The organism is Amycolatopsis coloradensis (assembly GCF_037997115.1).
Lineage (GTDB): Bacteria > Actinomycetota > Actinomycetes > Mycobacteriales > Pseudonocardiaceae > Amycolatopsis > Amycolatopsis coloradensis_A.
In genome coordinates this window covers 5,330,341-5,354,545 of sequence record NZ_CP150484.1, presented here as the reverse complement: position 1 = coordinate 5,354,545, position 24,205 = coordinate 5,330,341, and the positions used below count along the sequence as shown (strand labels likewise).

18 protein-coding genes are annotated in these 24,205 nt (G+C 66.5%); 12 read left to right on the top strand and 6 right to left on the bottom strand.

Going from position 1 to position 24,205, the window contains the following annotated elements:
- The first annotated feature begins 34 nt into the window (after positions 1-34).
- Together asnB and LCL61_RS25020 are read left to right on the top strand one after the other, a co-directional pair.
- On the top strand, positions 35-1,888 hold the full coding sequence (asnB, locus tag LCL61_RS25025; protein WP_340681974.1) for an asparagine synthase (glutamine-hydrolyzing): 1,854 nt from the start codon (positions 35-37) through the stop codon (positions 1,886-1,888).
- Positions 1,888-5,628, top strand: coding sequence for an amino acid adenylation domain-containing protein (locus LCL61_RS25020; RefSeq protein ID WP_340688672.1), 3,741 nt, complete (start codon positions 1,888-1,890; stop codon positions 5,626-5,628). The genes asnB and LCL61_RS25020 overlap by 1 nt, the downstream gene beginning before the upstream one ends.
- Here the strand turns inward: LCL61_RS25020 and LCL61_RS25015 are convergent.
- The 3 genes from LCL61_RS25015 to LCL61_RS25005 all read right to left on the bottom strand — a co-directional run bounded on the left by LCL61_RS25015 (position 5,612) and on the right by LCL61_RS25005 (position 8,210).
- Complete coding sequence (locus LCL61_RS25015; protein ID WP_340681973.1) at positions 5,612-5,830, bottom strand: ferredoxin; 219 nt, start codon at positions 5,828-5,830, stop codon at positions 5,612-5,614. The genes LCL61_RS25020 and LCL61_RS25015 overlap by 17 nt on opposite strands.
- Positions 5,823-7,025: a cytochrome P450 gene (locus LCL61_RS25010; protein ID WP_340681972.1), complete on the bottom strand. Its 1,203-nt coding sequence runs from the start codon at positions 7,023-7,025 to the stop codon at positions 5,823-5,825. The genes LCL61_RS25015 and LCL61_RS25010 overlap by 8 nt, the downstream gene beginning before the upstream one ends.
- A 63-nt stretch (positions 7,026-7,088) precedes the next feature.
- The gene (locus LCL61_RS25005; RefSeq protein WP_340681971.1) at positions 7,089-8,210 is read right to left on the bottom strand and encodes a GNAT family N-acetyltransferase; all 1,122 of its coding nucleotides are present in this window, start codon (positions 8,208-8,210) and stop codon (positions 7,089-7,091) included.
- Between the two features lie 43 nt (positions 8,211-8,253).
- Here LCL61_RS25005 and LCL61_RS25000 point away from each other — a divergent pair, with 43 nt between their 5' ends.
- From LCL61_RS25000 to LCL61_RS24965, 8 genes are all read left to right on the top strand, one after another.
- Positions 8,254-9,645 (top strand): MFS transporter, encoded by a 1,392-nt coding sequence (locus LCL61_RS25000; protein ID WP_340681970.1) that lies wholly within the window; start codon positions 8,254-8,256, stop codon positions 9,643-9,645.
- A 318-nt stretch (positions 9,646-9,963) separates the two neighbouring features.
- A complete protein-coding gene (locus tag LCL61_RS24995; protein WP_340681969.1) occupies positions 9,964-11,310 on the top strand; it encodes a lysine N(6)-hydroxylase/L-ornithine N(5)-oxygenase family protein in 1,347 nt (448 codons plus the stop codon).
- A 12-nt stretch (positions 11,311-11,322) separates the two neighbouring features.
- Positions 11,323-11,982: an FMN-binding negative transcriptional regulator gene (locus LCL61_RS24990; RefSeq protein ID WP_340681968.1), complete on the top strand. Its 660-nt coding sequence runs from the start codon at positions 11,323-11,325 to the stop codon at positions 11,980-11,982.
- Positions 11,979-13,556, top strand: coding sequence for an amino acid adenylation domain-containing protein (locus tag LCL61_RS24985; RefSeq protein WP_340681967.1), 1,578 nt, complete (start codon positions 11,979-11,981; stop codon positions 13,554-13,556). Before LCL61_RS24990 ends, LCL61_RS24985 begins: the two co-directional genes overlap by 4 nt.
- A 14-nt stretch (positions 13,557-13,570) precedes the next feature.
- The gene (ccrA, locus tag LCL61_RS24980; protein WP_340681966.1) at positions 13,571-14,872 is read left to right on the top strand and encodes a crotonyl-CoA carboxylase/reductase; all 1,302 of its coding nucleotides are present in this window, start codon (positions 13,571-13,573) and stop codon (positions 14,870-14,872) included.
- Between the two features lie 11 nt (positions 14,873-14,883).
- Complete coding sequence (locus LCL61_RS24975; protein WP_340681965.1) at positions 14,884-16,311, top strand: methylmalonyl-CoA mutase family protein; 1,428 nt, start codon at positions 14,884-14,886, stop codon at positions 16,309-16,311.
- A 303-nt stretch (positions 16,312-16,614) separates the two neighbouring features.
- Complete coding sequence (locus tag LCL61_RS24970) at positions 16,615-17,739, top strand: response regulator receiver protein (RefSeq protein WP_340681964.1); 1,125 nt, start codon at positions 16,615-16,617, stop codon at positions 17,737-17,739.
- Between the two features lie 429 nt (positions 17,740-18,168).
- A complete protein-coding gene (locus LCL61_RS24965; RefSeq protein WP_340681963.1) occupies positions 18,169-18,516 on the top strand; it encodes a MarR family winged helix-turn-helix transcriptional regulator in 348 nt (115 codons plus the stop codon).
- 12 nt (positions 18,517-18,528) lie between these two features.
- Here the strand turns inward: LCL61_RS24965 and LCL61_RS24960 are convergent, their stop codons facing one another.
- Positions 18,529-20,178, bottom strand: a complete 1,650-nt coding sequence (locus LCL61_RS24960; protein WP_340681962.1) for a WXG100 family type VII secretion target — start codon at positions 20,176-20,178, stop codon at positions 18,529-18,531.
- Between the two features lie 96 nt (positions 20,179-20,274).
- Complete coding sequence (locus LCL61_RS24955; protein WP_340681961.1) at positions 20,275-21,054, bottom strand: glucose 1-dehydrogenase; 780 nt, start codon at positions 21,052-21,054, stop codon at positions 20,275-20,277.
- Positions 21,055-21,139: 85 nt separating this feature from the next.
- On the opposite strand from LCL61_RS24955, the gene LCL61_RS24950 reads away from it, so the two are divergent.
- Positions 21,140-21,991 carry a helix-turn-helix transcriptional regulator gene (locus tag LCL61_RS24950; protein ID WP_340681960.1) on the top strand — a complete coding sequence of 284 codons (852 nt, stop codon included), beginning with the start codon at positions 21,140-21,142 and terminating at the stop codon, positions 21,989-21,991.
- Here LCL61_RS24950 and LCL61_RS24945 read toward each other — a convergent pair.
- Positions 21,941-23,173, bottom strand: coding sequence for a helix-turn-helix domain-containing protein (locus tag LCL61_RS24945; RefSeq protein WP_340681959.1), 1,233 nt, complete (start codon positions 23,171-23,173; stop codon positions 21,941-21,943). The two genes, LCL61_RS24950 and LCL61_RS24945, sit on opposite strands and share 51 nt — an antisense overlap.
- 152 nt (positions 23,174-23,325) lie before the next feature.
- Between LCL61_RS24945 and LCL61_RS24940 the strand changes: the two genes are divergently transcribed.
- A complete protein-coding gene (locus LCL61_RS24940) occupies positions 23,326-24,156 on the top strand; it encodes an SGNH/GDSL hydrolase family protein (protein ID WP_425342064.1) in 831 nt (276 codons plus the stop codon).
- The last annotated feature ends 49 nt before the right edge of the window (positions 24,157-24,205 follow it).

Here is a 24,205-nt window from a genome sequence, read left to right as displayed (position 1 = left end):
GCGGGCTCTGTGCCCCGTTCCTCCAGGAGTCGACGTGTGTGGAATTGGCGGAATCATCTCCTTCAGCTCGGATCTCGGCGGACGGGATCAGACCGCTGACCGGTTCGCGGCGGCGTTGCACGACCGCGGCCCCGAGTCGGGCGGCCGCTGGTTGGGGCGGCATGCGCTGCTGGTGTTCACCCGGCTCGCGGTCATCGACCCGATCGGCGGTGGGCAGCCGATGGTGGGCGCAGATGCCGAGGACGGTGCGGAACCGGCCGTCCTCGCGTACACCGGGGAGATCTTCAACTTCGTGGACCTGCGCCGGGAGCTGACCGGGCGTGGGCACCGCTTCATCACGGGAAGCGACACCGAGGTCGTGCTCCGTGCCTTCGAGGAATGGGGGCCCGCGTGCGCGGAGCGGCTGCGGGGGATGTTCGCGTTCGCGGTCTGGGACGCGGCGAAGGAACAGCTCCACCTCATCCGTGACAGGTTCGGGATCTATCCGCTCCACTACACGCTGACCGACGAAGGATTCGCGTTCGCGTCGGAGCCCAAAGCGCTGTTCCACACCGGACAGGCACGGCCCGTCGTCGACCACGACGGCCTGCGCGAACTTCTCGGCTATACGCCGACCCCCGGCCTCACGGTCTTCCGAGGTGTCAGGGAGGTGATGCCCGGCGAGATCGTGACCTTCGGCCGAGACGGGCTCAGCAGGCGCCATTACTGGCAGCTCCCCGCCCGGGAGCACACCGAAAGCCTGTCCGAGACCATCCGCACGGTGCGGGAGCTGCTGGAAGACAGCATAAAACGCCAGGTGGTCTCCGATGTACCGCTCGGGGTGATGCTCTCCGGTGGCCTCGACTCCAGCATCGTGTCCACGCTCGTGGACCGTGAGGTCGGCGCGGGGGCCGGTGGTGACCGGTTGCGCACCTTCTCGATGGAGTACGGCTACAACCTCGCACACTTCCGTCGCAACGAGATGCACGAGTCCCCGGACAGTCCTCACGTGGCGACGATGGTCGAACGCCTCGGCACCGACCACAGCGAACTGCTGGTGACCACCGACGACCTGATGGATCCGCTGGAACAGCTGGCCGTGGTGAGCGGGATGGACCGGCCGGTCGTAGGCCTGGACACGCATGTCGCGTTCCGCCGGCTGGCGGCCCGGATGCAGCCGACCGCGACGGTGGCGCTGTGCGGCGACGGCGCGGACGAGTTGTTCGGCGGCTACGTCTGGTTCCAGGATCCCTGGTATGTCCGGGCCAAGACCTTTCCCTGGATCGGGCCTTTCCACGGAATGGAGATGTACTCGGGGCTCGTCGATCGGCAGCTCTACCAGGAGCTCGATCTGCCCGGCTACATCGACCAGCGCTGTCGGGAGGCGATCGCGGAGACCCCGCTCACCGGAACGGAGACCGCCGAGGAACGGCGGATGCGGGAGATCACCTATCTCAATCTCACCAGGTATCTACGGACGGTTCTGGATCGACGAGACCGCATGGGCCAGGCTGGCCCGTTGGAAGGACGTGTGCCTTTCTGCGATCACCTCCTCGTCGAGTACGTCTACAACATCCCTTGGGCCATGAAGAATCTGGACGGCAGGGAAAAGGGCCTGCTGCGTGCCGCGGTGACCGACCTGCTGCCGGAAAGTATCCTGTGGCGCGGCAAGTCTCCTTTTCCGACGGCGCAGGATCCGGCCTATCGCCAATCCTTGCGCAAACAGCTCCAAGTGATCAGCGAGGACAAGGCCAGCGGTATCGCCGGCTTGCTGGACGCCAAGCGGGTCGAGGCGGTGCTGTCGGATCCGTCCGAGGGGCTTGGCGCGGGCGTGAATCGGCTGAGTATCGAAGCCGCCATCCAGCTCTATTACTGGACCACGGACTGTGGCGTCGAGTTGGACTTCTGATGCTGTCTCATTCCCAAGAACAACTGTGGTTCCTTCACCGGATGGAGCCGTCGGCCGCCTACACCGTTCCGATCGCCTACGACGTCATCGGAGCGCTGGACGTCGAGGTACTGCGTGAAGCACTGGGAACGCTGGTCGAACGCCACGAGATCCTGCGCACGGAGTACGTGGACGTCGACGGCATCCCCACGGCCCGGGTACGGCCTCCGACGCCACTTGCGTGCCCGCTGGTGGAACTGACGTCGGGCGAGCCGGAGCTGCGGGAAGCCCTGCGCGCGGAGTGTTTCCGGCCGCTCGATCTCGGCGGACCGCACCGCTTGCGGGTCACCCTCTATCGCTTGAGCGCCGGGCATCATGTGCTGCTCCTGATGTTTCATCACATTGTGGCCGATGGCTGGTCGGTGCAGCTGATGGTCGAGGAGATCGGACGGCACTACCGGGCCGGGGGAAAGGACACCTCGGCGATCGAGCCGCCGCAGTTCGCCGACCACGTCCGGACGGAGCGCGCCTCCGGAAGCGAGGAGGCGATCGGCGAGCATCTCGCATATTGGCAGAAGCGGCTCGCAGGCCTCGAAGACGTGGAACTGCCCGCGGACCGGCCTCGGCCGATCACCGCGGGGGCACATCACGGCGAACTGCTTCGACGCGAACTGCGGCCGGGGCTCATGGCCGACGTCGAGGATCTGGCGGTGCGTGAGCAGGTATCGCCGTTCATGGTGATCCTCGCCGCCTTCGCCTGGACGCTGAGCCGCACGACCGGCAGTACCGACATCCCGATCGGTGTGCCGACCTCAAGCCGGGCGAGTGCCGAGTCGTTCGACACCGTCGGCCTGTTCGTGAACATGCTCGCCGTCCGCAACCGGATCGACGAGACCTTGCCCTTCGCCGAATTCCTCCGGCAGACACGGGACGCCCTTCTCGCCGATCTCGGCCACCGCGAGGTCCCGTTCAGCCAGGTTGTCGAGGTGGTCGGCCCGCCGCGTCATCGAGGTGCGAACCCGTTGTTCCAGACAGCGCTCGGCTTCGAGCGCGGAACACCGGACCAGATTCTGGCGCCCGGGGTGGTCTTGCGGCCAAGAGACAGCCGGGAGATCGCGACCGGGCAGGTGAAGTTCGATCTCGACATCCAGGTGTCGGCGGCCGGAGACGGTTCGCTTCTCTATGTGGAGTACTCCAGCGATCTGTTCGACCGATGGCGGATCGAACAGCTCCTGGACCACTTCGAACACGTCGTGACGATGGCGGTCGCCAAACCGCGGAGCCCCTTGCGGGAGATCACGCTGACGGACCCCGCGACTCGAAAAGAGCTCATCAAATCTCTGACCGGCCCGGAGCGGCCGGTGCCCACGGTGGACCTGCACGACTCCTTTGCACATTGGGTGCACGTAGCACCATCGCGGATCGCAGCCGAGTGTCCGGACGGCACCTTCACCTACGCCGAGCTCGACATCAGGGCGAACACCGTCGCCGAGAAACTGCGGCACGCCGGCGTCGAGCCGGGGGACCGGGTGGCCGTCAAGGCCGATCGCGGGGTAGCGCTCTTGGCCGCTGTCCTCGGCGTTCTCAAAACCGGAGCCGCCTACTTGCCGGTGGATCCGGAAGCGCCTCGGCAACGGGTGGACAAGCAGTTCGCCGACTCAGGTGTCCGAGTCATGGTGGATGGCACGGAGGTGCGCGCGGTCGGCGCGGGGGATATACGCAGTCCGTCCGGAGAGGACCGGCGCCGTCCCGCCTACGTCCTCTACACCTCCGGTTCGACCGGACGTCCCAAAGGCGTACTGGTGTCCCACGAGGCCGCAGCCGACTTCGTGCGCCAGTACGGCGACTGTTTCGACATCGGTGAAGGAACCAGGGTCCTCCAGTTCTCGAACCTCACCTTCGACGTCTCGGTCCTGGAAATCTTCACCGCCCTGTGCCGCGGCGGGACCGTGTGCATGCCTTCTCTCGAAGTGATCCGCGCACCAGACGATCTCTCCGACTACCTGCAGAACGCGCGCATCGACGTGGCGGTCCTGCCACCGACCTTCGTGGATCTCGTGCCACTCCGGCCCGACCTGCCGCTCCGGTTGCTCGACATCGGTGGCGAGGCGTTCCCCGCTGAACTCGCGGCTCGCTGGGCGGCGCCGGGACGGGAGGTGGTGGTCAGTTACGGGCCCACGGAGGCGACCGTCATCATGGCCTGGCATCGCTGCGGGCCGGACGAGGTCGATCCCCTGCCTTTCGGGCGACCGCGGGCCAATTCCCACGCTTACGTGGTCGACGCCTTCGGAGACTTGGCCCCGGTCGGGGTCCCGGGCGAGCTGTGGATCGGGGGAGTGAGTGTGGCCGAAGGCTATGAAAACGCCCCGGAGGCCACCCGTGAGGCTTTCGTGCCGGATCCGTTCGTCCCCGGTCGCGGGACGGTCTATCGGACGGGAGATCGGTGCGTTCTGGGTCGCGACGGTGAGCTGACCTTTCGCGGCCGGCTCGACAGTCAGGTCAAGATCCGCGGATTCCGGGTGGAACTCGGGGAGGTCGAAACGGTTCTCGCCGGCCATCCTGACGTGCAGCAGGTGGTGGTTCACCTAGTGGGTTCCGGCGCCGATGCCCGGGTCGCGGCCTGGGTGGTGCCCGCTCCAGGCGGTAGCTGTGACCCTGCCCGGCTGCGGCAATGGCTCGGCGAGTCGCTTCCCCACTACATGGTGCCGAGCTCGGTCGACGTGATCGACGCCATCCCCTTGACCCCGCACGGGAAGGTCGACCGGTCCGCGCTCCCGTCACCGGGCGCATCCGCCGGTTCCCCGATGGCTCAGCCGCGGACAACCGCGGAACGGCACGTCGCCGAGGCGTTCGCCGCGACACTGGGCATCGAACAGGTCGGGATCCACGACGGTTTCTTCGAACTCGGCGGCACCTCGCTCCGGATCGTGCGCCTGCTGGCCGAGCTCAGGCGCCGGCTGGGGATCTCCTTGCCCGTGGGCGACGTTTACGCCGCTTCGACCGTCGCGGCGCTCGCGGACCGGGTGGCGGTCGCGCCCCAGCAGGCGCTCCCGGCACAGATTTCCGCCCTGACCAGTAGCGCTCGGCTCGACCGCGAGGCAGCACCGGTGTTCTTGATTCACCCGAGTTCAGGCTCGGCGCTCTGCTACGCCCCGCTCGCGCAAAAGGCCGGCTCGAGATTCCAGTGCTGGGGGATCGGAGCGGAGGAACGGCCGGGAGGACCTCTTCCGACGTCCGTGACTTCCATGGCGGACCAGTACGCGGACTTGATCATCCGGTTCTGCGCCGACCGACCGGTGTACATCGCGGGGTGGTCCTTCGGCGGGATCATCGCGCAGGCCGTGGCCCACCGGCTGCGGCAGCGGCAGCAAAACGAAATCGCCGGACTCGTTCTCGTCGACGCCGTCCTGCCAGACGGCTCACTCCCCGATGAGAAAAGACTCGCGAGCGATTTCCGTGCTGAGATCGCGCTGACGCTCGACAACCGTGACGTGAGCGAGTCTCCGGAACTACGGCATCGGCGCCGGCTCTACTCGGCGATCGTGCGTGCGGTCCACCGCCACCGGCCTGCCCCGGTCGATGTACGGACACTGCTCGTGTCGGCATCGGAAACCGTTGCACCCACGAGGAAGTGGACTGAATTCCTCACCGGGGCAGTGATCGAGGAAACGCTTTCCAGCGATCACTTCGGCCTGGTGACGGGACCCGCTGTCGGTCGGCTGACCGCTCTGATGACGGACTTCGTCACGGAGTCTCGCTGACATTCAGCCGAATCGCGCCGGACGGGCAGTTGTAGGCCGCCGCCTGCGTCACTTCGTGCAACTCGGCTCCCGGCGTGGCCACCCTGACGATGACGGTTCCGTCGTCTTCCCGTTGCGTGAACACCGCCGGAGCCGTCAGGGCACAGACTCCCGTGCCCATACAGACATCGACGTCCGTCTCGATCTTCAACTGGTCAGGCATCCCACTCCACCGGCAATGATTTGACCCCGTACACACCCATGTCGTGCCGCATCGCGATCTCCTCCGGCGGAAGGGTCACCCTCAGGCCGGGAAGCCGCCGGAGCAGTACGGAGTAGCCGATCCGCAACTCCGCGCGCGCCAGCTGCTGGCCGATGCACTGGTGGATGCCGTGACCGAAGCCGACGTGACCGGTCGTCGTGCGCCGCAGGTCCAGTCGGTCGGGGTCGTCGAACCTCAGCGGATCACGGTTCGCGGCGGGAAGCGACACCAGCACCACTTCGCCCCGTTTGACCTGCACGCCTTCCAATTCGACGTCCTCCAGCGCGCCGCGGAACGGCCCGATGTGGATGATGGTCTGGTAGCGCACCAACTCTTCGATCGCGTTTTCCAGCAGCGTCATGTCATCGAGCAACAGGGCGAGCTGGTCGGGGTTCTGCAAAAGCGCATGGATGCCGAGCGCGATCATGTTCGCGGTCGACTCCAGGCCGGCGACGATGAGCGTCACCCCTGCCCCGGTCAGTTCCTCGTCGGTGAGGTCGCTCTCGGTCAAACCACTCAGCAGATCCTCGCCCGGATCGGCCCGCTTGGCGGCGACCAGTTTGCGGACGTAGTCATGGATGTACGCCCAGGCATGGCCGGAGCCCGTGCTGGTCGACTTCATGTCGACCAGCACGTTCGTCCGTTCGAGGAAAGCCTCGCGGTCTTCCAGCGGCACACCGATCAACTCGCAGATCATCTGCGACGGGATCGGCACCGCGAAATCGCGTTGGAGATCGGCGGGAGGCCCGACCCGGAGCATCTCGTCCACACAGGCGTCGGCGATCTCGGTGATCCTCGGCTCGAGCGTCGCCATGCGCCGTACCGTGAACTGCCCGGCGAGGAGACGGCGATAGCGCGTGTACTCCGGCGGGTCCAGACGACTGAACATCCCCGGCAGCGTCGGCACGTGCCGTGTCTGTGTCCGCGCGCGTTCGACCGGCCAGTGCCGGAATTCGTTGCGGTTGCTGAACCGTGGATCCGCGAGAACGGTCCGGGCCAGCGCATGGTTGGTCACCAGCCAGCCGCGGTGGCCATCGGGGAATATCAGCCGCGAAAGGGGTGCTTGCTCCCTGAGCTCGCTGAGCTCGTCGGGCGGATCGAAGGGGCAGGAGCGCGTCATCGGAAGACCGTGGATTTCCGGGATCATCTCCACCATGAAACAAACGTAGCCGGGATCCGATCGATCGCCAAGGGATTCGTTATCGAACCGGGCGTCCGATCAATCGGCGCCGGGGAGCGGCGCCTGGGGACTCCACTTCGCGGTGAGGAACTCCGTCGCTCGCTCGCCGTTCTCCTCCTGGAACTCGTCGAAGCTCCGGCGGTTGTGTTCGCGAACGGCGGCCGACCAACCACTTGCTCCTTCGGATGACGGTTCGACCAGTGCCCACTTCGGCTCGATCGTCATTCCTCGCGACACTTTGGCGTGCAGCGCTTTGATCCCGAAGTCGATCGTCGTCGCCCCTCGTGCCAGCGCACATTCGATGGGCAGATAATAGCCGAGGTTGAAATAGAGCGCCGTCCTTCGCGCCACCTCGTAGTCCAAGCCCAGCCACGGGACCACCCATTGCGACCCGTTCACGAATCCGCTCACCGCGCCGACCAGGCGCCCTTCGTCGCGGCAGGTGAGGACCAAGGTGTCCTCGCCGAAGCAGCGCGCTTGCGCCTCCAGGTTCTGGCGGAGCCCTGCCGGGTCGGCCGGGGGATAGCCATGTTGGCGGTAGGTGAATTCGAAAAGCGCGGCGATCTCGTCGAAATCATCCGGTAAAGTGGCGGGGCCCCACACGAGCCCACTGTTTTCGAAGATGCGGCGTTCTCGGCCGATTTCCTGGCGCCGCCGCTTCGGGAGAGTGTGGAGATACCCCTCGAAAGTCGTGGCCTGGAGATCCAGCGTGGCGACGGTGTTCAGCAGTCCGACCGACGGGTGCCCATACCCCGCCTCGGAGAGTTCGGTGAGCCGCGCCTGTGGCACGCAGAGGAAAGCGGTGTAGTCGGCTCCCAGAGAAGTCGCGAACTCCCGGAAGGTCTCGACCATAGTCCGAGCAAGTGAGGCGCGCTCCCCGGCGGACACATCGGGCCGGATGAGCAATCCATCGTTGTGATATCCGTAGGCCGTCCCACCCAGAACTGCGAATCCCGACGGCGGCGCGGCTTCCGAGTGGATGACCTTAGTCAGTGTGAAGGGCGACGGTGTCTCGTCCGGCCCACCGGAGTAAGTCGGCAGGGCCGCGATCAACTTGCCGTCCTCGTCGTGCCACAGCAGATACGCGATTTTCGTGGTGAGCCGGTCTTCGAGAAACCGCTGCCAGCGGTGACAAGCGAAAAGCGAGGAGCCTTCGGCCACGGCGTCCCACTCGGCCGGCGCGATCTCGTCGATCGAGTCCGCCGTGACCCAGGTGGTCATCGGTGCGGCTGTTCTCTCATTGCTCGGGTTCACAAGCGGCCTTTCACGGAAACGGAGATCGAGGAGTCGAAGGCTGCGCGTCGACGACTGCCATCCGATACATTGTCATACCGTGCCGGTCCGGATGTCTCCAGAGCCCTTGCAAGAGGAACCCAACCCTCACCGCACTCGCAGCCTGAACCTGTGGTTGTCCGGCGTGAGTCTGTCGCTGTTCGGCGATAGCGCACTTTGGCTGGTAGCGGCCCTTTGGGTGAAGAGTTTGACCGGCAGTGACGGCGCGGCGGGTATGACCTTCCTGGCTTATCTCGCCCCCGGCATCATTGCGCCGCTGTTCGGAGTGGTCGTCGATCGGGTGCGGCGCAAGCGGCTCGTGTTGACGATCAACCTCGTGCTCGCTCCCGTCACGTGTCTGGTGCTGTTCGCCACCACGAGTTCGGACGTGTGGATCATCTACACGGTGCTGGTGATCACCGGGTTCGGGACGAGTCTGCACAACGCCGCGGGTGGCGCGTTGCTCCCGAGGATCGCCGGACCGAAGGGGATCGGCCGGGCGAACGCGAAACTGCGCACCCTGAAAGAGATCAGTCGTTTGTTCGCGCCAGTCGTCGGCACCGCGCTTTTCGCCGCGTCGAGCGTGGAAGCGGTGGTGGTGATCAACGCCGCGACCTATCTGGTCGCCGCGGTGTGCGTTTGGCTGGTGGACGTCGATGACCCCAAGCCACAGTACGAGCGTGGTGAGCCTCTCGTGCGCCAGATGACCGCCGGCGCGCGATTCCTGTGGCAGTGCGCCCCACTTCGGGAGACCGCTTTCACACTGGTGGGCGTGCTCGCCGTCTTCGGGTTGATCCAGCCGACCGTGTTCGCCCTTGTGTCGAACGGCCTGCAGCTCTCTGTCACTTTTGTGGGCGTACTGAGCAGTTGTCAAGCGGTCGGCGCCATCGTCGGCGGAATGGTCACCGTCCGAATGGTCGACCGGCTTGGTGCCCGTCGGCTGCTTCTCTGCGGGCTGCTCCTCTACATCGCAGGACACGCCGCACTCCTGATACCGGTCCCGATCAGCGCGATCGCGGGATTCGTCGTGATCGGCGGCGGGATCGCCCCGGTGATCGTGGGTTTCTACACGCAGGTGCAGCATCTCGCCCCGGACAGGATGCTCGGCAGGGTGTCCGCGGTCGCCGATTCACTCATCAGCCTGCCACAGGCCGGATTCATCGCGCTCGGCTCCTTGACGATCGGGACGATCGGACACGGGCCGATGCTGATCTTCATGGTGACGGTGCTGGTGTTCTCGACGCTGTACTACCTTTCCCGGCTCAGGGCGACACCGACGCCGGAAGTCCTGGCACCGCAACCTGCTCGTATGGCAAAGCCGTGAGGACCGGACACCGGATTCACCGTGCCCGCTCCCTGGCCTTCGCAATCGGAATGTTTGCGCACCACGTATTCGCACGGCAGTATGGGGCATCGTGGAGACGGACGAACCCTGATGGGTCGCTCCTCCTTTCACGGGAACGGCTGATTCGCAATGGGGGAATAGATGCTATGTGCCATCGCCTGTAGACGCTTCGATCCCGTAGCCCCGAGGCCGTCGGTCTCTGCCACCGTCTCCGGCAGCCCTCGCCGCAGTCCCGGTAGACCCGGCTGGTTGGCGTAGTTCGGCTGCTGCCGTGACGAAACGACGGAGGGATCACCGATGGCGTACGAGTCAGAGGCGGACGATACGGCGGACGTCGTGGGCGTGGGTTTCGGTCCGGCGAACCTGGCACTCGCCATAGCCCTCAGGGAACGGGCATCGGCCGAATCCGCCGCGGCCGTCTTCAAAGCGCGCTTCTTCGAGAAGCAGCAAGAGTTCGGCTGGCATCGCGGCATGCTGATCGACGGCGCGACGATGCAGGTGTCATTCCTCAAGGACTTGGTCACGCCGCGCAATCCGACGAGCCGGTTCGGATTCTTGTCCTACTTGCACGCCAAAGGCCGTTTCGCCACGTTTCTCAACCGCAAGTCCTTCTATCCACTTCGTACCGAGTTCCACGACTATCTGGCTTGGGCGGCCGATCAGCTCGCCGACGATGTCGACTATGGCAGTGAGGTCGTCGAAATACGACCGGTCACGGATGCTCGCGGCACCACGGCCGCCGTCGACGTGGTCGTCCGCGGACAAGGTGCGCTGTCGACCGTGCGGACGCGAGCCATCGCCGTCGCGTCCGGGCTCGAGCCGGTCCTTCCCGCGGGTATCGAGGCGGGGGACCGGATATGGCACAGCTCGGACTTGCTCTACCAGGCGGAGAAGGCGGCAACAGGGACACCTGCCCGTTTCGTCGTGGTCGGCGCCGGGCAGAGCGCCGCGGAAGTGGTCGGCTATCTGCACGAACGTTTCCCGCAGGCGGAGGTGCACGCGGTTTTCGCACGGTACGGCTTCAGCGTCGCAGACGACAGTTCGTTCACCAACGAGGTCTTCGACCCGGTCGCCGTCGACCGGTATTTCACTTCTCCGCCGGACGTGAAGGCGATGCTGCTCGACTACCATTCCAACACCAATTACGCGGTCGTCGATGACGACACCATACGAGACCTGTATGACCGTGTGTACCGGGAAAGCCTCAGCGGGGTCCGGCGTCTGCACGTCCACAATGTGTCCCGGGTGCGCGGTCAAGAGGTCGGTACCGACGACGTGAACGTCCGGCTCGAGTTCCTGCCGACCGGCGATGTCACGGCGGTCCGGGCCGACGCTATCGTCTACGCGACCGGCTACCGCCCCGGTGATCCGCTGCGATTGCTCGGCGAGCTCGGAACGCGATGCCTGCGCGACGAGCGCGGGAACATCCAGGTGGGGCGCGATTACCGGGTCCGGACGACGGACGACGTGAAAGTCGACATCTTCCTGCAAGGTTCCACCGAACACAGTCACGGCATCTCGTCCAGCCTTCTTTCCAATGTGGCGGTACGAGCGGGGGAGATCGCCGATGCGCTGGAGGCGTCCGGAAGACCCGCCCGGCATCCCCGTAATCGATCGTCGAGTGTGTCTCTGACTGAACACTGAAGGAGTGATCCGGTGTTCGTTCCCGAGCTCTATCAAGTACGCGACGAGACGTGGCTGCGCGACGTCATGCGGGACCATCCGCTGGCGACGCTCAACACCAATGGGGCGGACGTTCCCTATTCCACGCATCTCCCGGCTCTGCTCGCGCCCGCTATTCCGGACGATGCGCCGCTGGTCGGCTCGGAAGTGATAGGTCACCTGAATCGGGCCAATCCCCATTGGCGATCCCTCTCCGACGGGATGCGGGCCCTGCTGGTGTTCCAGGGGCCGGGCGCCTACGTGACTCCGGCGACGTATGGCCTGGACCCGGCGGCCCCCACCTGGGATTTCGTCTCCATCCACCTTCATGGCCGGCTCCGTCTCGTACAGGACCGCGAGGAGACATTCGAAGTCATCCTGGCGACCGTGAAACAGCTGGAGAGCACGCAAGGCGAAGAGTGGGATCCGACGTCATCGCTGGAATACTTCCGGCGGATTCTGCCGGGGGTCGGGGCGTTCCGCCTGGAGATCGAGGGTGTCGACGCGATGTTCAAGCTCAGCCAGGAGATGCCCGCCGAGATGCGGGAACTGGTGATCCGGCATTTCGAAGACCGTGAGGGAAACCGTCGGAAGTTGGGGCGCCTGATGCGCGAGCACGGACCCTGTGCGGTGAGCCAGGAGGCGGGGGCATGAGGGACGCCGGTCTCCCGGTCTCCCTGTGGGGTGGCGACTCGAATCCGACCTGCCTCATCACCGCGTTGCTGCGGACAGCCGCCCGGCAGCCGCAAGCGATCGCGGTCGTCGACGGCGTGGACCGGTTCACCTACGCGGAACTTCTGCGATGGGCCCAGAGCCTCGCCGCTCTGCTCGACGAGCAAGGCGTCGCCACAGGAGACCCTGTCGCCGTCACGGGCGAGCGTGGTGCGCCCACCATCGCGGCGATGCTGGCGACGGGGCTGCTTGGAGCCGTCTATGTACCTCTCGATCCCGCCTATCCGGAGTTGCGGCTGAAGTACATGCTCCAGGACAGCGGCGCCAAGGTGCTGCTCCACAGTGGACCGGACCCGGCCTTGAGCGATTCGCCGGTACCGCTCCCGATCCCCGCTTTCGACTCGCTCTCCGTCGCCGACGAAGTGGTCGTCTTCCAGCCGCCCGCCACCTGCGACCCGGATACCGCCTTCTACATCATCTATACCTCGGGCTCAACCGGCTGGCCCAAGGGTGTCGCGATCCCGCATGGCTGCCTGGACAACATGGTGGAGTGGCAGGCCTCGCACTCACCGCGTCGGGACCTGCGCACCGCTCAGTTCGCCCCGCTCAATTTCGATGTCTACTTCCAGGAGGTACTTGGCACACTTCGCGGTGGCGGCACGGTGGTCGTCGTGCCGGAACGGCTGCGCCGTGACCCGGTCGGTCTGCTCGCTTGGCTGATGGAACACCGCGTCGAGCGGATGTTCCTGCCTTACGTGGCCCTGCAGATGCTGGCGATCGTGGCGGAGGCGACACCTGATCTGGCCGGGATCCAGCTGATCGAAGTCAATACCGCGGGCGAGCAACTGGTGGCCACCAAGCAGATCCGTGCGATGTTCCGACGGCTGCCCGGTGCCCGGTTGGTCAACCATTACGGCCAGAGCGAGTCCGCGATGGTGTCGTCGCACATCCTGCCCGCCGATCCCGACGAATGGCCTGCTCTGCCACCGATCGGTGTTCCCTTGCCGGGCTGTGAGCTGCTGATCGATCCGGAGGACGAAGAATCGCCGGACGTCGGTGAGTTGCTCGTAGCCGGATCACCGGTTTCCCTGGGCTACACACACCGGCCGGAACTCAACGCGGAACGCTTCGTCACCGTCGCCCCCACGCCTCATGGCCACACGCGGGTCTTCCGCACAGGCGACCTGGTGCGCATCCAGGACGGTGTCGTGCAGTTCATGTCCCGTCTGGACAGCGACGTCAAGATCCGCGGGTACCGCGTGAACCTGACGGAGATCGACGTCCATCTGCTGAGCAGGCCCGGCGTCGAGGCCGCGGCCTGTGTAGTCGTCGAGGCGAGTACCGGTACGCGAACCCTGCGGGCAGCCGTCACCGCGTCGGAGGAAGGTCCGCCACCGGACTGGCACGCCATTTTCGCCTATCTGAGCGAAGTGCTTCCCGAGGCATCGCTGCCTTTGTCGCTGACTGTTCTGCCCTATCTGCCTCGTACGCCGAGCGGGAAGACAGACCGCGACGCGGTCGCCGCGCTCATTGTCGAAGACATCCGAAACCGATGAGATTGGATGGGATCTTGGACGCTCTCGCTGAAGCTGTAGTCAAAGGTGCGCCCAGGGAGGATTTGGAACGCATACCGGTGCCTGACGAATTCGTCGCGGTCCACACACGCACCGAAGACGTCGGTATGTTCCAAGGTGTCGAGGACAAGGATGTCCGGCGCTCGTTGAGAATCGGTCCGGTGCCGATGCCGGCGTTGGCGGCGGACGAGGTCCTCATCGCGGTCATGGCCAGCGGTATCAACTACAACACCGTGTGGTCGGCGACCTTTGATCCCGTCCCGACATTCGCCTTCCTCAAGTATTTCGGACGGCAGGGCGGTGACGCGGCTCGTCACGACCAGCGGTTCCATGTACTGGGCTCGGACGCGGCAGGCGTCGTGGTGCGTGCCGGCTCCGGCGTTCGCCGCTGGACCGTCGGCGATCATGTCGTGGTCGCGACGGCGCATGTCGACCATGAGGAGCCATCGACGCACGGAGACAGCATGCTCGGCGGCGAGCAACGCGCTTGGGGTTTCGAGACGAATTTCGGCGGTCTGGCGCAGTACGCGGTGGTCCGGGCGAGTCAACTGCTGGCGAAGCCCCCTCATCTGACCTGGGAGGAGGCCGCCGCCAGTCCGCTGTGCGCGGGTACCGCTTATCGCATGCTGGTCGGTGAGCACGGGGCGCGCATCAAGCAGGGCGATGTCGTCTTGATCTGGGGCGCGGCCGGCGGGCTCGGCGTGTACGCGGCACAGTTCGTCCGGAACGGTGGTGGCATCGCGGTCGGTGTGGTCAGCTCGGAAGAGCGCGCGGAAAGTGCTCGGTTGATGGGCTGCGAGCACGTCATCAACCGGCGCGAACTCGACCTCGAAGATCCGGTGACAGGTGGAAAACAACTCGGCAAGAGAATCCGAAAAGCGGTCGGTGACGATCCGCACGTCGTCTTCGAGCATGTGGGGCGCGAAACGTTCGGCCTTTCGGTTTTCGTCGCCGGGCGTGGCGGGACGATCGTGACTTGCGGATCGAGTACCGGTTTTCAGCACGAGTTCGACAATCGCTATTTGTGGATGCGCCTCAAGCGGGTGATCGGCAGCCATGGGGCGAATCTCCAAGAGCAATGGGAGGTCAACCGGCTCATCACCCTCGGACGCGTCAAATCAGCCCTTTCGGTCGTCTATCCCTTGGCCGAAGCCGCCGAAGCAGCACGGCTGGTGCAAGAGAACCTTCATCTCGGGAAGGTCGGTGTGCTCGCGCTGGCTCCCGAAGAAGGACTCGGCGTGACCGATCCGGTGATGCGCGAAAAATTCGGTGCGGACATCGCGCCGTTGATGGCCTGAAGGGGGCATGAATGGCAGAGCCCGGCGAGTACCCCTATGACGCGGGTATCCACCCGACCGGATACACCACCAAAGTCTGGACCATGCGCCAGCTCGCCGGTTTGAGCACTGCCGGCTCTACGAACGAACGTTTCCACTATCTGCTGGGCCTTGGCGAGACCGGCCTGTCGCTGGCGTTCGACCTGCCGACGCAACTCGGCCTCGACCCCGACGACCCCCGAGCAGAAGGCGAAGTCGGTCGTACGGGTGTTTCGATTGCCACCGTCGACGACCTCGCGGAGGTGTTCAAAGGTATTCCCTTGGACCGGCTCTCGGTGTCCATGACCATCAACGCCACGGCACCGATACTGCTGGCCATGTGGGTGGTGGTGGCCGAGGAGTCGGGTGTCGATCCGGCTTCGCTGCGCGGGACGCTCCAGAACGAGATGCCGAAGGAGTTTCTGGCACGCAAGGCCTACATCTACGACATCGACACCAGCATGCGCTATTCGCTCGATGTTCTGGAGCACTGTATTCGCCACCTGCCGACAGTGAATCCGGTGTCTTTGTCCGGTGGACACGCGCGCGAGGCGGGGGCCAGCCGGGCGCTTGAGGTGGCATGTGGGATCGCGGACGCGGAGGTGTACCTCCAAGGCATGGTCGACCGCGGTCTGGGGGTGGACGAGGTGGCTCGACGGTTCACCTTCATCTTCGGTGCGCACATGGAATTGCTGGCGGAGGCCGCGAAGTTTCGTGTGGTGCGGTCGCTCTACGCGCAGCGGTTGCGGGAACGCTGGGGAGCGACAGACGAACGCGCGATGAAGATGCGGGTACAGGTCAACACTTTCGGTTCCGCGCTCGCACACCAAGAACCGCTGAACAATGTGGTCCGATCCACGATCCAGGCGCTCGCGGCCGTGCTGGGCGGGGTGCAGTCCCTGCACGTGTGCAGTTTCGACGAGGCCTATCAGACGCCGGGGGAGTTGGGTGCCCGTATCGCGCTGCGAACCCACCAGATCATGGCGGAGGAGACGGACGTCGCCCGGTACGTCGATCCGCTAGGTGGTTCGGCGGTGATCGAGCGGATCGCGGCGGAGATGAGGTCCGAGGTGGAGGACTGGCTCCGCCGGATCGAGGACCATGGCGGCATGCTCGGCAGTATCCGGAGCGGGTGGCTGGAGTCCGAGATCGAGGATCTGGCTCAACGTGAACCAGGGCCCCGGGTGGGGGTCAAGGACCAGCTTCGGTCCGAGACCGAAGAGGTCGTTCTCCAGCGGGAGCGCCATAAACCCTTGCCGTCGGTTCAACGAGGGGTGGAGCGTCGGGCCTGCGATGCCGAGTTGAAGGCGATACGAGACGCGGTGGCGAGTGGCGTCAACGTGATGCCCACCCTGATCGAGGCGGCACGGGCTCGTGCCAGTCTCGGCCAGATGTGTGAGGCAATGGCGCCGCAAGACTGACCCCTGGTGTGCGGGCGCCGCGTCACGGTGGCGGCTTCAGACCGTCACCGTGACGAAATGGGATGGCCATCTGGCATGGCGGGCTGAACCTGTTACCGGCCGTAACGCCAAACGCGTTTTCAGAACGGTCGTTCAAGCCCGTTTCGGGTGGCGATCAGGGCCCCACGCGGTAGAACTCGAAGCTCTGCAGAGCAGTCTCCAAACTTAGCTACAAAATGTATCTTCTGTAGCTGAGTTAGGTTGTAGTTAGAATTACTGCAACCGAAGTCATAGGTTAAATAACCCTTAAGGTACCCTCTGGACATGATCGGAAACGAGGACGCGGTCGCCGAGGAAGGTGTGCCTGAGCAGGCACGATGCGGGTTTCGCAAGTGCCGGGATCCGCTGCCGCCGCCGGGACCGCGCGGAGGCAGGCCTTATGAGTTCTGCCCGGACCGGACGTGGCCCGGCGGGAAGAGCTGCAAGCAGCTGGCCGCGGCGGAGCAGGCCCTGCGGGAGGCGCTGGGGGACGACGCCGTGCCGTCAGCGGCTCTGGTGGACGCCGGTCAGGACTTCGATCAGGCGGCTGCCGCGCTGATCGATCCCCTCCGCACGTTGAGCAACGCGCTGGACGCGGTCACGGCCCATCTGCGGGATGAGATCGCTGCGGCCGTTAGTCAGGCCGACGCCGCGCATAAGGCCGCGGTGGAGGCCGATCGGCAACGGGACGCCGCGCTGGCACGAGCGGCCGAAGCCGAAGCCGAAGCCGAGGCGGCGCTGGAAGCGGCTCGGACGGCTCAGCACGCCGAGTCACTGGCCAAGGCGACCGCGGACGAGGCGGCCGAGGCCCGGGTTGCCGCCCAGCTGACTCAAGCCAAAGCGGAGTCGGCCACCGTTGTGATCACCCGGCGTGTGAAGGAGGTCAGCGAGGAAGCGGCGGCACTGCGAACCAGAGCCGAGGAGCTGGCGGCCGCGCTCTCGGCCCGCAGTGAGGAACTGGCGACACGGACCGCCGAGCGAGACGCCGCACAGACTGCGTTGGCCGAGTCAGACGAGCGTCGCAAAACATGGGAGCGGCTCGTGGACACGCAGAAGCGCGAGCTGACCGCGGAGTTGGACGTAGTCCGGGGAGAACTGCGAGATCAAGACGTCCGTCATCGGGAAGCTGTCGCCGAGCAGGCAGCGCGTGACACGGCTTCGCGCGAGCAGCTCGCGGACGTTCAAGCTGAACTGACCACAGCGCGCGAGCAACTCGCCGCGGCCCAGCTTCGGCTCACTCAATTCCAGGCAGTGCACGATCAGACCACGGCGACACTGTCCCGCATCCGCCAACGCGCCCTCGCCGCGACAGAGGAACCGTCGGCGCCGCTGCGAAACGACCTGTTGGGGATTCTTCTCCGTGACGACACCGCGGAGAGTCCAGCGTCGAGGGATCCTGACCTGTCGTAGAGGTAGGTTTCCTCCTGTGGCTGCCGTTCCTGTTGCTCCAAGCGGACCCTTGTGTCCTTCGCGGACACGAATGAACTGCCGAAAGCGGACGCCGTTGTCCTGCTCGGTTTCTGCCGGATCGTGGCGACCACTCCGGTGCCCCGCGTGGATCGAGTGTTACAACACCCAGCGACTCCACGGAGCATGCGGCGACCGGCCACCCGTCGAGTTCGAGACCCTGTACGAGGACGGCGACCTGATCAGCCTGGTCGCCTGACCCCAACAACGAGTCTCTACCGAACCCGGGGCGATTCACTCAGATTCGATTTCACATTAAGTGAGACGTGATGTCTCATTGCCGTGAGACGTCACATCGACGCGCGGCGCTGCTTCAGGCGTTCACGTGCTGGGTGAGGACGAGGGGCCTGGTCGGATTCGTCGAGTCGGCCGATGAAGGACTGGAAAACGTGCGGCACGCCGGCCGTCGCTACCTGCGCGACCACCCGGACGCACGCGTCGGGGACCTCGCGGCCTTCTTCGCCATCGGCGTCGGAGCGACCAACAAGGGAATCGACCGCCTCGAAGGGCGCGGCTTGGTCAGGCGCGTTTCCGGATCCCGCCGACCGCCGCTCCTCGCTACTGGAACTCACCGACACCGGCACGCAACTCGTCCACGAAGCGGACGAGACGTTCGCGGCCATCGGCGCGCTCGTCCAGACGGCCCTCGACCCCGCGCAGGCATTGCGGCAACTCCTGACCGCGCTCGAACACGACAGGATCGGCACACCCGCCGGCTGAAGAGCGGCCTGTTCAGGGGAGAGCTTCGCCGAGCTTGTCCAGCCCCTCGCGGATCCCGTCCTCGATCCGCCGGTACGTGTCGGCACCCGTGACCAGGCTGTCGGCGATGCCACCGACCGTGTCCACACCCGCCGTCAGCCGATCCCCGGCGGCGCTGATGTGCTTGGTCAGTGCGTCGCTGAAGGTGGTAGCAGCGGGAACCTCGCCGAGCAGGTGCGACACCAGTTGCAGTCGCGACACCGCGCCGGCCGCCGTACTCAACGTCGACGTCGCCCCGTCCAGAACACCCGCGGCACCGACCAGTGAATCGGGATCGGTTTCGTATCCGGCGTCGCCTGGGGAGAGCGCGCCGTCCGGATCGAGCCCCAGCTCCTCCAAGGAGATCCTGGTCAGCTCGGGCTCGTCCCACTTCGAACCCGGGTTCTTCTGGTAGCCGTAGGCGCCGGATTCGTGGGCCAGCACGATCTCCCCGTCGATCTCGACGGCTTCCTCCACACCGTGCGAGTCGTAGCCGTCTTCGTTGCCGGGCTCGCCGCCCTTCAGCTCGATCTCCTCGCGATCGTTGAGGTCGTACCACTCCGGCGTCCGGTCCTGCCGAAAGAACTTGCCGCTGTGACCATCGGACGAGGAGAAGATGAACTCGTCGGCGCGTACCACGACGCCCTGGACGTTGTTCGGAGTCTCGATCGGATCTCCGGCCTCGTCCGGGCGGGGCGAACCGTCCGGGCCGACCGGGACTTCATAGAGCCGGTTGTTGGCGTAGTCGCCCACGAAGAGTTTGCCTTGCGCGTAGGTGACGTAGCTGTGGGCGGGCGTATCGACCACGTCCACGGCGTCGACGGGCACCCCGCTGTCCTGCGCGGCGTCGAGTTCGGTCTTGTCATAGACGTACACGTATCCGTTGGACGAAACCCAGACGTGCTTGCCGTCCGTCGCGACACCGCCGGTGTGCGTGGGCGCGCCGACCTCGCCGTTGCCGTTGAGGTAGACGTTCCCCGCTTCCACTCCGGTCTCGTAGTCGACGTAGGTCAGCCTGCTGGGAGTCAGGCCGGGGCCGATCGGGCTGTCGCCCGTTCCGTCGCCGTTGCCGTCGTGGTACGAGCCGACGAGCAGGTTCTTGCCGTCGTAGGCCAGACCTTGGGAAGTCCACGGCTGCCCTGGATCGACGCCGCTGATGTCGGCGTTGCCCTCGCTGTCCCAGCCCTCGCTCGCGCCGCCGTCGGTCGTGGCCGCCAGCGCGTTGAGCCTGCTTTCGTAGGTCTGCTGCGCGACCGTGAGTGCCCGGATGGTCTTCATCGCGATCTCCGGCGCCTCGAGGAGGTCGGTCAGGCCGAGCTTGCGCCATGGTCCGATGGCGGTGTCGGCCGACGCTCGCAGCGCGGAGTACGCCGAGGCAGCGCCCTTGACCGCCGCCTCGGCGGTGTTGAGCTGGGCATACACCTCGGCGACGGTGCCCGAGGACTGTTTCGCCTTGCCGACGAACTCCGCCGCCGCTGTACCGCGCCAGGATCTGGCCGCTCGCAGGGCGCCGTCGGAGATCCCGTCCGCCACGGTCTGCAACGACGTCTTGGCGTCGGCGATGGTGGCGCCGACCTCGGCGATGCCCGCCGCGTCCCCCGACGTGAGCTTGGCGTAGAGCGGTTCGGGATCCAGGAACGGCATCGGCTTCTCCTCGGGCAACCCGTGGGCAGGGTGGGTCGCGTTCAGACGCCGGAAGGACGGCACCGGTTCCCCCGCATCACCCACCCCGCCCCAGGGTCAGGACAGCATGCCGCCGTCCACCCGCAGGACCGTCCCGGTCACATAGGAGGCGCGGTCGCTCAGCAGCCACGCGGCGGCCTCGGCGATCTCCTCGGGTTCGGCCACCCGGCCCAGCGGCGTGCGCGCGTTGAGCCGGTCGAGGATGTCCGGCGAGCTCTTGACCCACTCGTCGAACATCTCGGTCAACGTCGTGCCGGGGGCGACGGCGTTGACGCGGATCCCCTCCGGGCCGTAGGTGGTGGCCGCCGAGGCGGTGAGGCTGTTGACGCCACGTTTCATGGCCCCGTACGCGGGGAGCTCCGGGTTGGCCATCAGGCTGCCGACGCTGGTGTTGTTGACGATGGCCCCCGTTTTCGCGGTGGCCCGGATCGCCTCGATCTCGGCGACCATCGCCAGCCACGGGCCCTTGAGGTTCACCGCGTAGATGTGGTCGAAATCGGCATCGGTCACCTGGTCCATCGGGCCGGGCGGCACGTTCGTCGCGCCGTTGTTGAACGCGACGTCGAGCCTGCCGTGCAGTTCCACGGCACGGCCGACGGCCGCGCGGATGCTCGACGCGTCGCCGAGGTCGCACACCACGTGGTCCGCGACGCCGCCCTCCGCGCGGATCTCCTCGGCCACGGCTTTCAGCTGAGACTCGGTGCGGGCGGCGAGCACGACGCGGGCGCCTTCCCTGGCGAACAGCCGCGCGGCGGCGGCGCCGATACCGCGGCCGGCGCCGGTGATGAAGGCGACCTTGCCGTCGAGCAGGCCTGGAACAGTCGTTGTGTTGGTCATGGCACCGAGAGTTCCTCCGCCGTCGGCGCGTATCCAGGCACCGGCGGTACCTGGCTGACGTACCGCCATCGTCCACACTGGAGTGGTGGACAGACGACAACTCGCGGACTTCCTGCGCACCAGGCGCGAGCGGATCACTCCCTCGGACGTCGGCCTCCCCGCCGGGCGCCGCCGCCGTACTCCCGGGCTGCGGCGTGAGGAAGTGGCGCAGCTGGCGTTCATCTCGACCGAGTACTACACCCGGCTGGAGCAGGCCCGTGGTCCACGGCCCTCTCGTGAGGTGCTGGCCGGGCTGAGTAGGGCCCTTCGGTTGTCGGACGTGGAACGCGATCACCTGCATCACCTCGCCGGCGCGCCGCCGGGACCACCGCCCGGCCCGTCCCGGGAGGTCCGGCCGAGCCTTCTCGCGCTGTTGCACCGTCTTCCGCAGGCGGCGGCGATCGTACTGTCGGCGACCTACGAGGTGCTCGCCTGGAACGACCTCGCCGCCGCGTTGATGGAGGACTTCTCCGCACTGCCGCGGCGGGACCGTAACCTCGTGCGCCGCGCGTTCCTCGCGCCGCGGCCGGACGGGCGGCGGCTCTACGGTGTGTCCGATGTGGACGAGTTCTCCGCGAGCGCGGTCCGCAACCTCCGGGCCACCGCGGGTCGTTATCCCGACGACCCCGAGGTCACCGGGCTGATCCGGGAACTCCTCGACGGCAGCGAGGAATTCGCCCGGCTGTGGGCAGCGCACGACGTGTGCGCCGCGCCCACCCTGTGCAAGATCTTCCGGCATCCGGTGGTCGGCCCGGTCAGCGTGAACTGCGACGTCCTCGACATTTCCGACCGCGATCAGCAGGTCGTGATCTACACCGCCGACCCCGGAACGCCGTCGGAGAACGCCTTACGCCTGCTGTCCGTCGTCGGGACGCAGCGGATGGACGCCCCGCTCTGAGCGGTTTGTAGGTTCCCTCGATACCAGCGGATCGATTCTCAGCGCGATCGCCAGCGCGAAGCGCCCGGCCGGATCGTCGATCGTGCCGCCGAAGAGCGTCCGCAACTGCCGGATCCGGTACCGGACGGTCTGGACGTGGACGTGCAGTTCGACGCCGATCGCCTGTGGCTGGTCCGGCCGGGCGAGCCACGCCGCGAGGGTCGTGGTGAGCCGTTGCCTCGCCGGTTCGGGCAGACCGGCCAGCGGCGCGAGGACGTCCTTCGCGAACTCGGCGGCGAGTTCGGGATCGGCGGTCAGCAGCAGATCGATGCGGTGGTCGACGGTGTGGACCAGCGGGCTGTCGCCGAGCGCGCCGGTGCGCGTCAGCCGCCACAGCGCGCTCGCCCGGCGGGCGCTGAGCGCGGCCGAGCGAAGCGGTACGACCGGGCCGACGCCGGCCTGGTCGTCGCCGAGCAGGTCCCGCAACCGGCCGAGGTACCACTCGAGCCGGTCGGCGGGCATGACGATCGCGGTCAGATCATGGTGACGGCCGACCAGCACCCGTCCCGGCATCCGGTCCAGCAGCTGCGGTGCCATATCGGCGCTGGTGACGGCGATGACGAGCCGACCGGGCAGCACCCATGCGGCTTGGTTCGCGACGTCGTCGAGCTGGTCGCGGGTGGCGGCCGGTTCGGCGAGCAGGAGGCCGAGGAGCCGGTCGCGCCGTGCTTGCCCGGCTCGCGCCGCCTGTGATCGCGCTTCGGCGTACCCGTCGGCGGCCGCGGCCGAGAGTTCCGCGATGAAGGCGAACAGTGCTTCACCGAGTTCGACGATCGCCTGGGTCGGCAGATCCACCGCGGGCGCCGCCGAGGTGAGCTGCCGCCAGACGCCCAGCGCCGCCGATTGGTAAAAGCCGAGCATCTCCTCGAGGCTGCGGCCGGCGGTGTGCTGGGCCCGGCCCTGCGCCCGGTAGACCTCCCGGTCGGTCGTGATGTCGGGATGCCCGATCTCGCTGAAGAAGGCGTGCAAGGCGACGTCGAGGGTGACCTGGAGGTTCGCCGCCGTCCGGTCGTCCAGCGGGGTCCGGAGCCCGGCGCGGACCTGGTCCATCGCGGCGGACGCGATCGCGGCGGTGTCCGGCTCCAGCCGTGTCAGCACTGAAGCGTCCAGCCTGCGCCAGGGCCGTGCCGGCGCCTTCGTCATAGAGGGAACCTACAAAACCCCGATCAAGAACGCGCGCCTCCGTTCTAGTGGTTCTCCGCGGGTCGGCGGACGCTGATCGCGGCATTCGACGACGCATGCAGGAGGCGGCAGTGACACGTACGCGCTGGGGAAGACTCGCCCGGATCGCCGCGGTGGCGGGCACCGCACTGACCCTCGCCGGAATCGGGACACCGGCCCTCGCCACGGCGGAACGCCAGGTGTACGTCGCGATGGGTGACTCGTTCTCGGCAGGCTCGGTGGTCCTGCCGCAGTCCGATCTGCTCACCTGCGCCCGGTCGGCGATCAACTACGCCGGCCTGCTGGCGAAGCAGCTCGACGTCGACGAACTGCGCGACGTCACCTGCGGCGCGGCGACGACGTCCCATTTCGGCAACCCGCAGAAGGGCATCGTCTCCGGAACCAACCCGCCGCAGTACGACGCGCTCTCGGCCGACACGACACTGGTGACCGTCGGGATCGGCGGCAACGACGTCGGCCTGGTCGGGCTTGCGACGTCGTGCGTGAACCTGCTGCCGGTGGGTGCCTCCTGCAAGGCGGCCAACACCACGGGCGGGGTGGACAAGTACGCCACCAAGATCGACGCCTTCGCCGCGACCTACGGCACGGTCATCGAGCAGATCCGCCAGCGCGCCCCGCGCGCCGAGGTCGTCATGGTGGGCTACCCGACCGGGATCAAGCCGGGCGGATGCTGGCCGCTCGTCCCGGTCCTGCCGCAGGACGCCGACTACATCCAGGCCAACATCGACCGGCTCAACGCGCGGATGGCCGAGCAGTCCGCCGCGCACGGCGCAAAGTACGTCGACATCCGGACGCCGAGCATCGGGCACGACGCCTGTCAGCCGATCGGCGTCAAGTGGATCGAGGGGCTCATCCCGTCGGTGGTGAACAACAGCTTCGCTCCGCTGCACCCGAACGCCGCCGGTCTCGCCGCCGTGGTGCCGAGTATCCGGAAGGTGCTGTAGCGGGCTAGTGAGCGGTAAGGCCAAGGGGGTGCACGGGGTTGTCCATGAA

What these genes read in the sequence shown, in the direction of transcription:
- LCL61_RS25020 (WP_340688672.1), top strand. Translation starts at nt 1,888, where the DNA reads ATGCTGTCTCATTCCCAAGAACAACTGTGGTTCCTTCACCGGATGGAG.
- LCL61_RS25015 (WP_340681973.1), bottom strand. Translation starts at nt 5,830, where the DNA reads ATGCCTGACCAGTTGAAGATCGAGACGGACGTCGATGTCTGTATGGGC.
- LCL61_RS25010 (WP_340681972.1), bottom strand. Translation starts at nt 7,025, where the DNA reads ATGGTGGAGATGATCCCGGAAATCCACGGTCTTCCGATGACGCGCTCC.
- LCL61_RS24995 (WP_340681969.1), top strand. Translation starts at nt 9,964, where the DNA reads ATGGCGTACGAGTCAGAGGCGGACGATACGGCGGACGTCGTGGGCGTG.
- LCL61_RS24985 (WP_340681967.1), top strand. Translation starts at nt 11,979, where the DNA reads ATGAGGGACGCCGGTCTCCCGGTCTCCCTGTGGGGTGGCGACTCGAAT.
- LCL61_RS24975 (WP_340681965.1), top strand. Translation starts at nt 14,884, where the DNA reads ATGGCAGAGCCCGGCGAGTACCCCTATGACGCGGGTATCCACCCGACC.
- LCL61_RS24970 (WP_340681964.1), top strand. Translation starts at nt 16,615, where the DNA reads ATGATCGGAAACGAGGACGCGGTCGCCGAGGAAGGTGTGCCTGAGCAG.
- LCL61_RS24965 (WP_340681963.1), top strand. Translation starts at nt 18,169, where the DNA reads ATGAAGGACTGGAAAACGTGCGGCACGCCGGCCGTCGCTACCTGCGCG.
- LCL61_RS24960 (WP_340681962.1), bottom strand. Translation starts at nt 20,178, where the DNA reads ATGCCGTTCCTGGATCCCGAACCGCTCTACGCCAAGCTCACGTCGGGG.
- LCL61_RS24955 (WP_340681961.1), bottom strand. Translation starts at nt 21,054, where the DNA reads ATGACCAACACAACGACTGTTCCAGGCCTGCTCGACGGCAAGGTCGCC.
- LCL61_RS24945 (WP_340681959.1), bottom strand. Translation starts at nt 23,173, where the DNA reads ATGACGAAGGCGCCGGCACGGCCCTGGCGCAGGCTGGACGCTTCAGTG.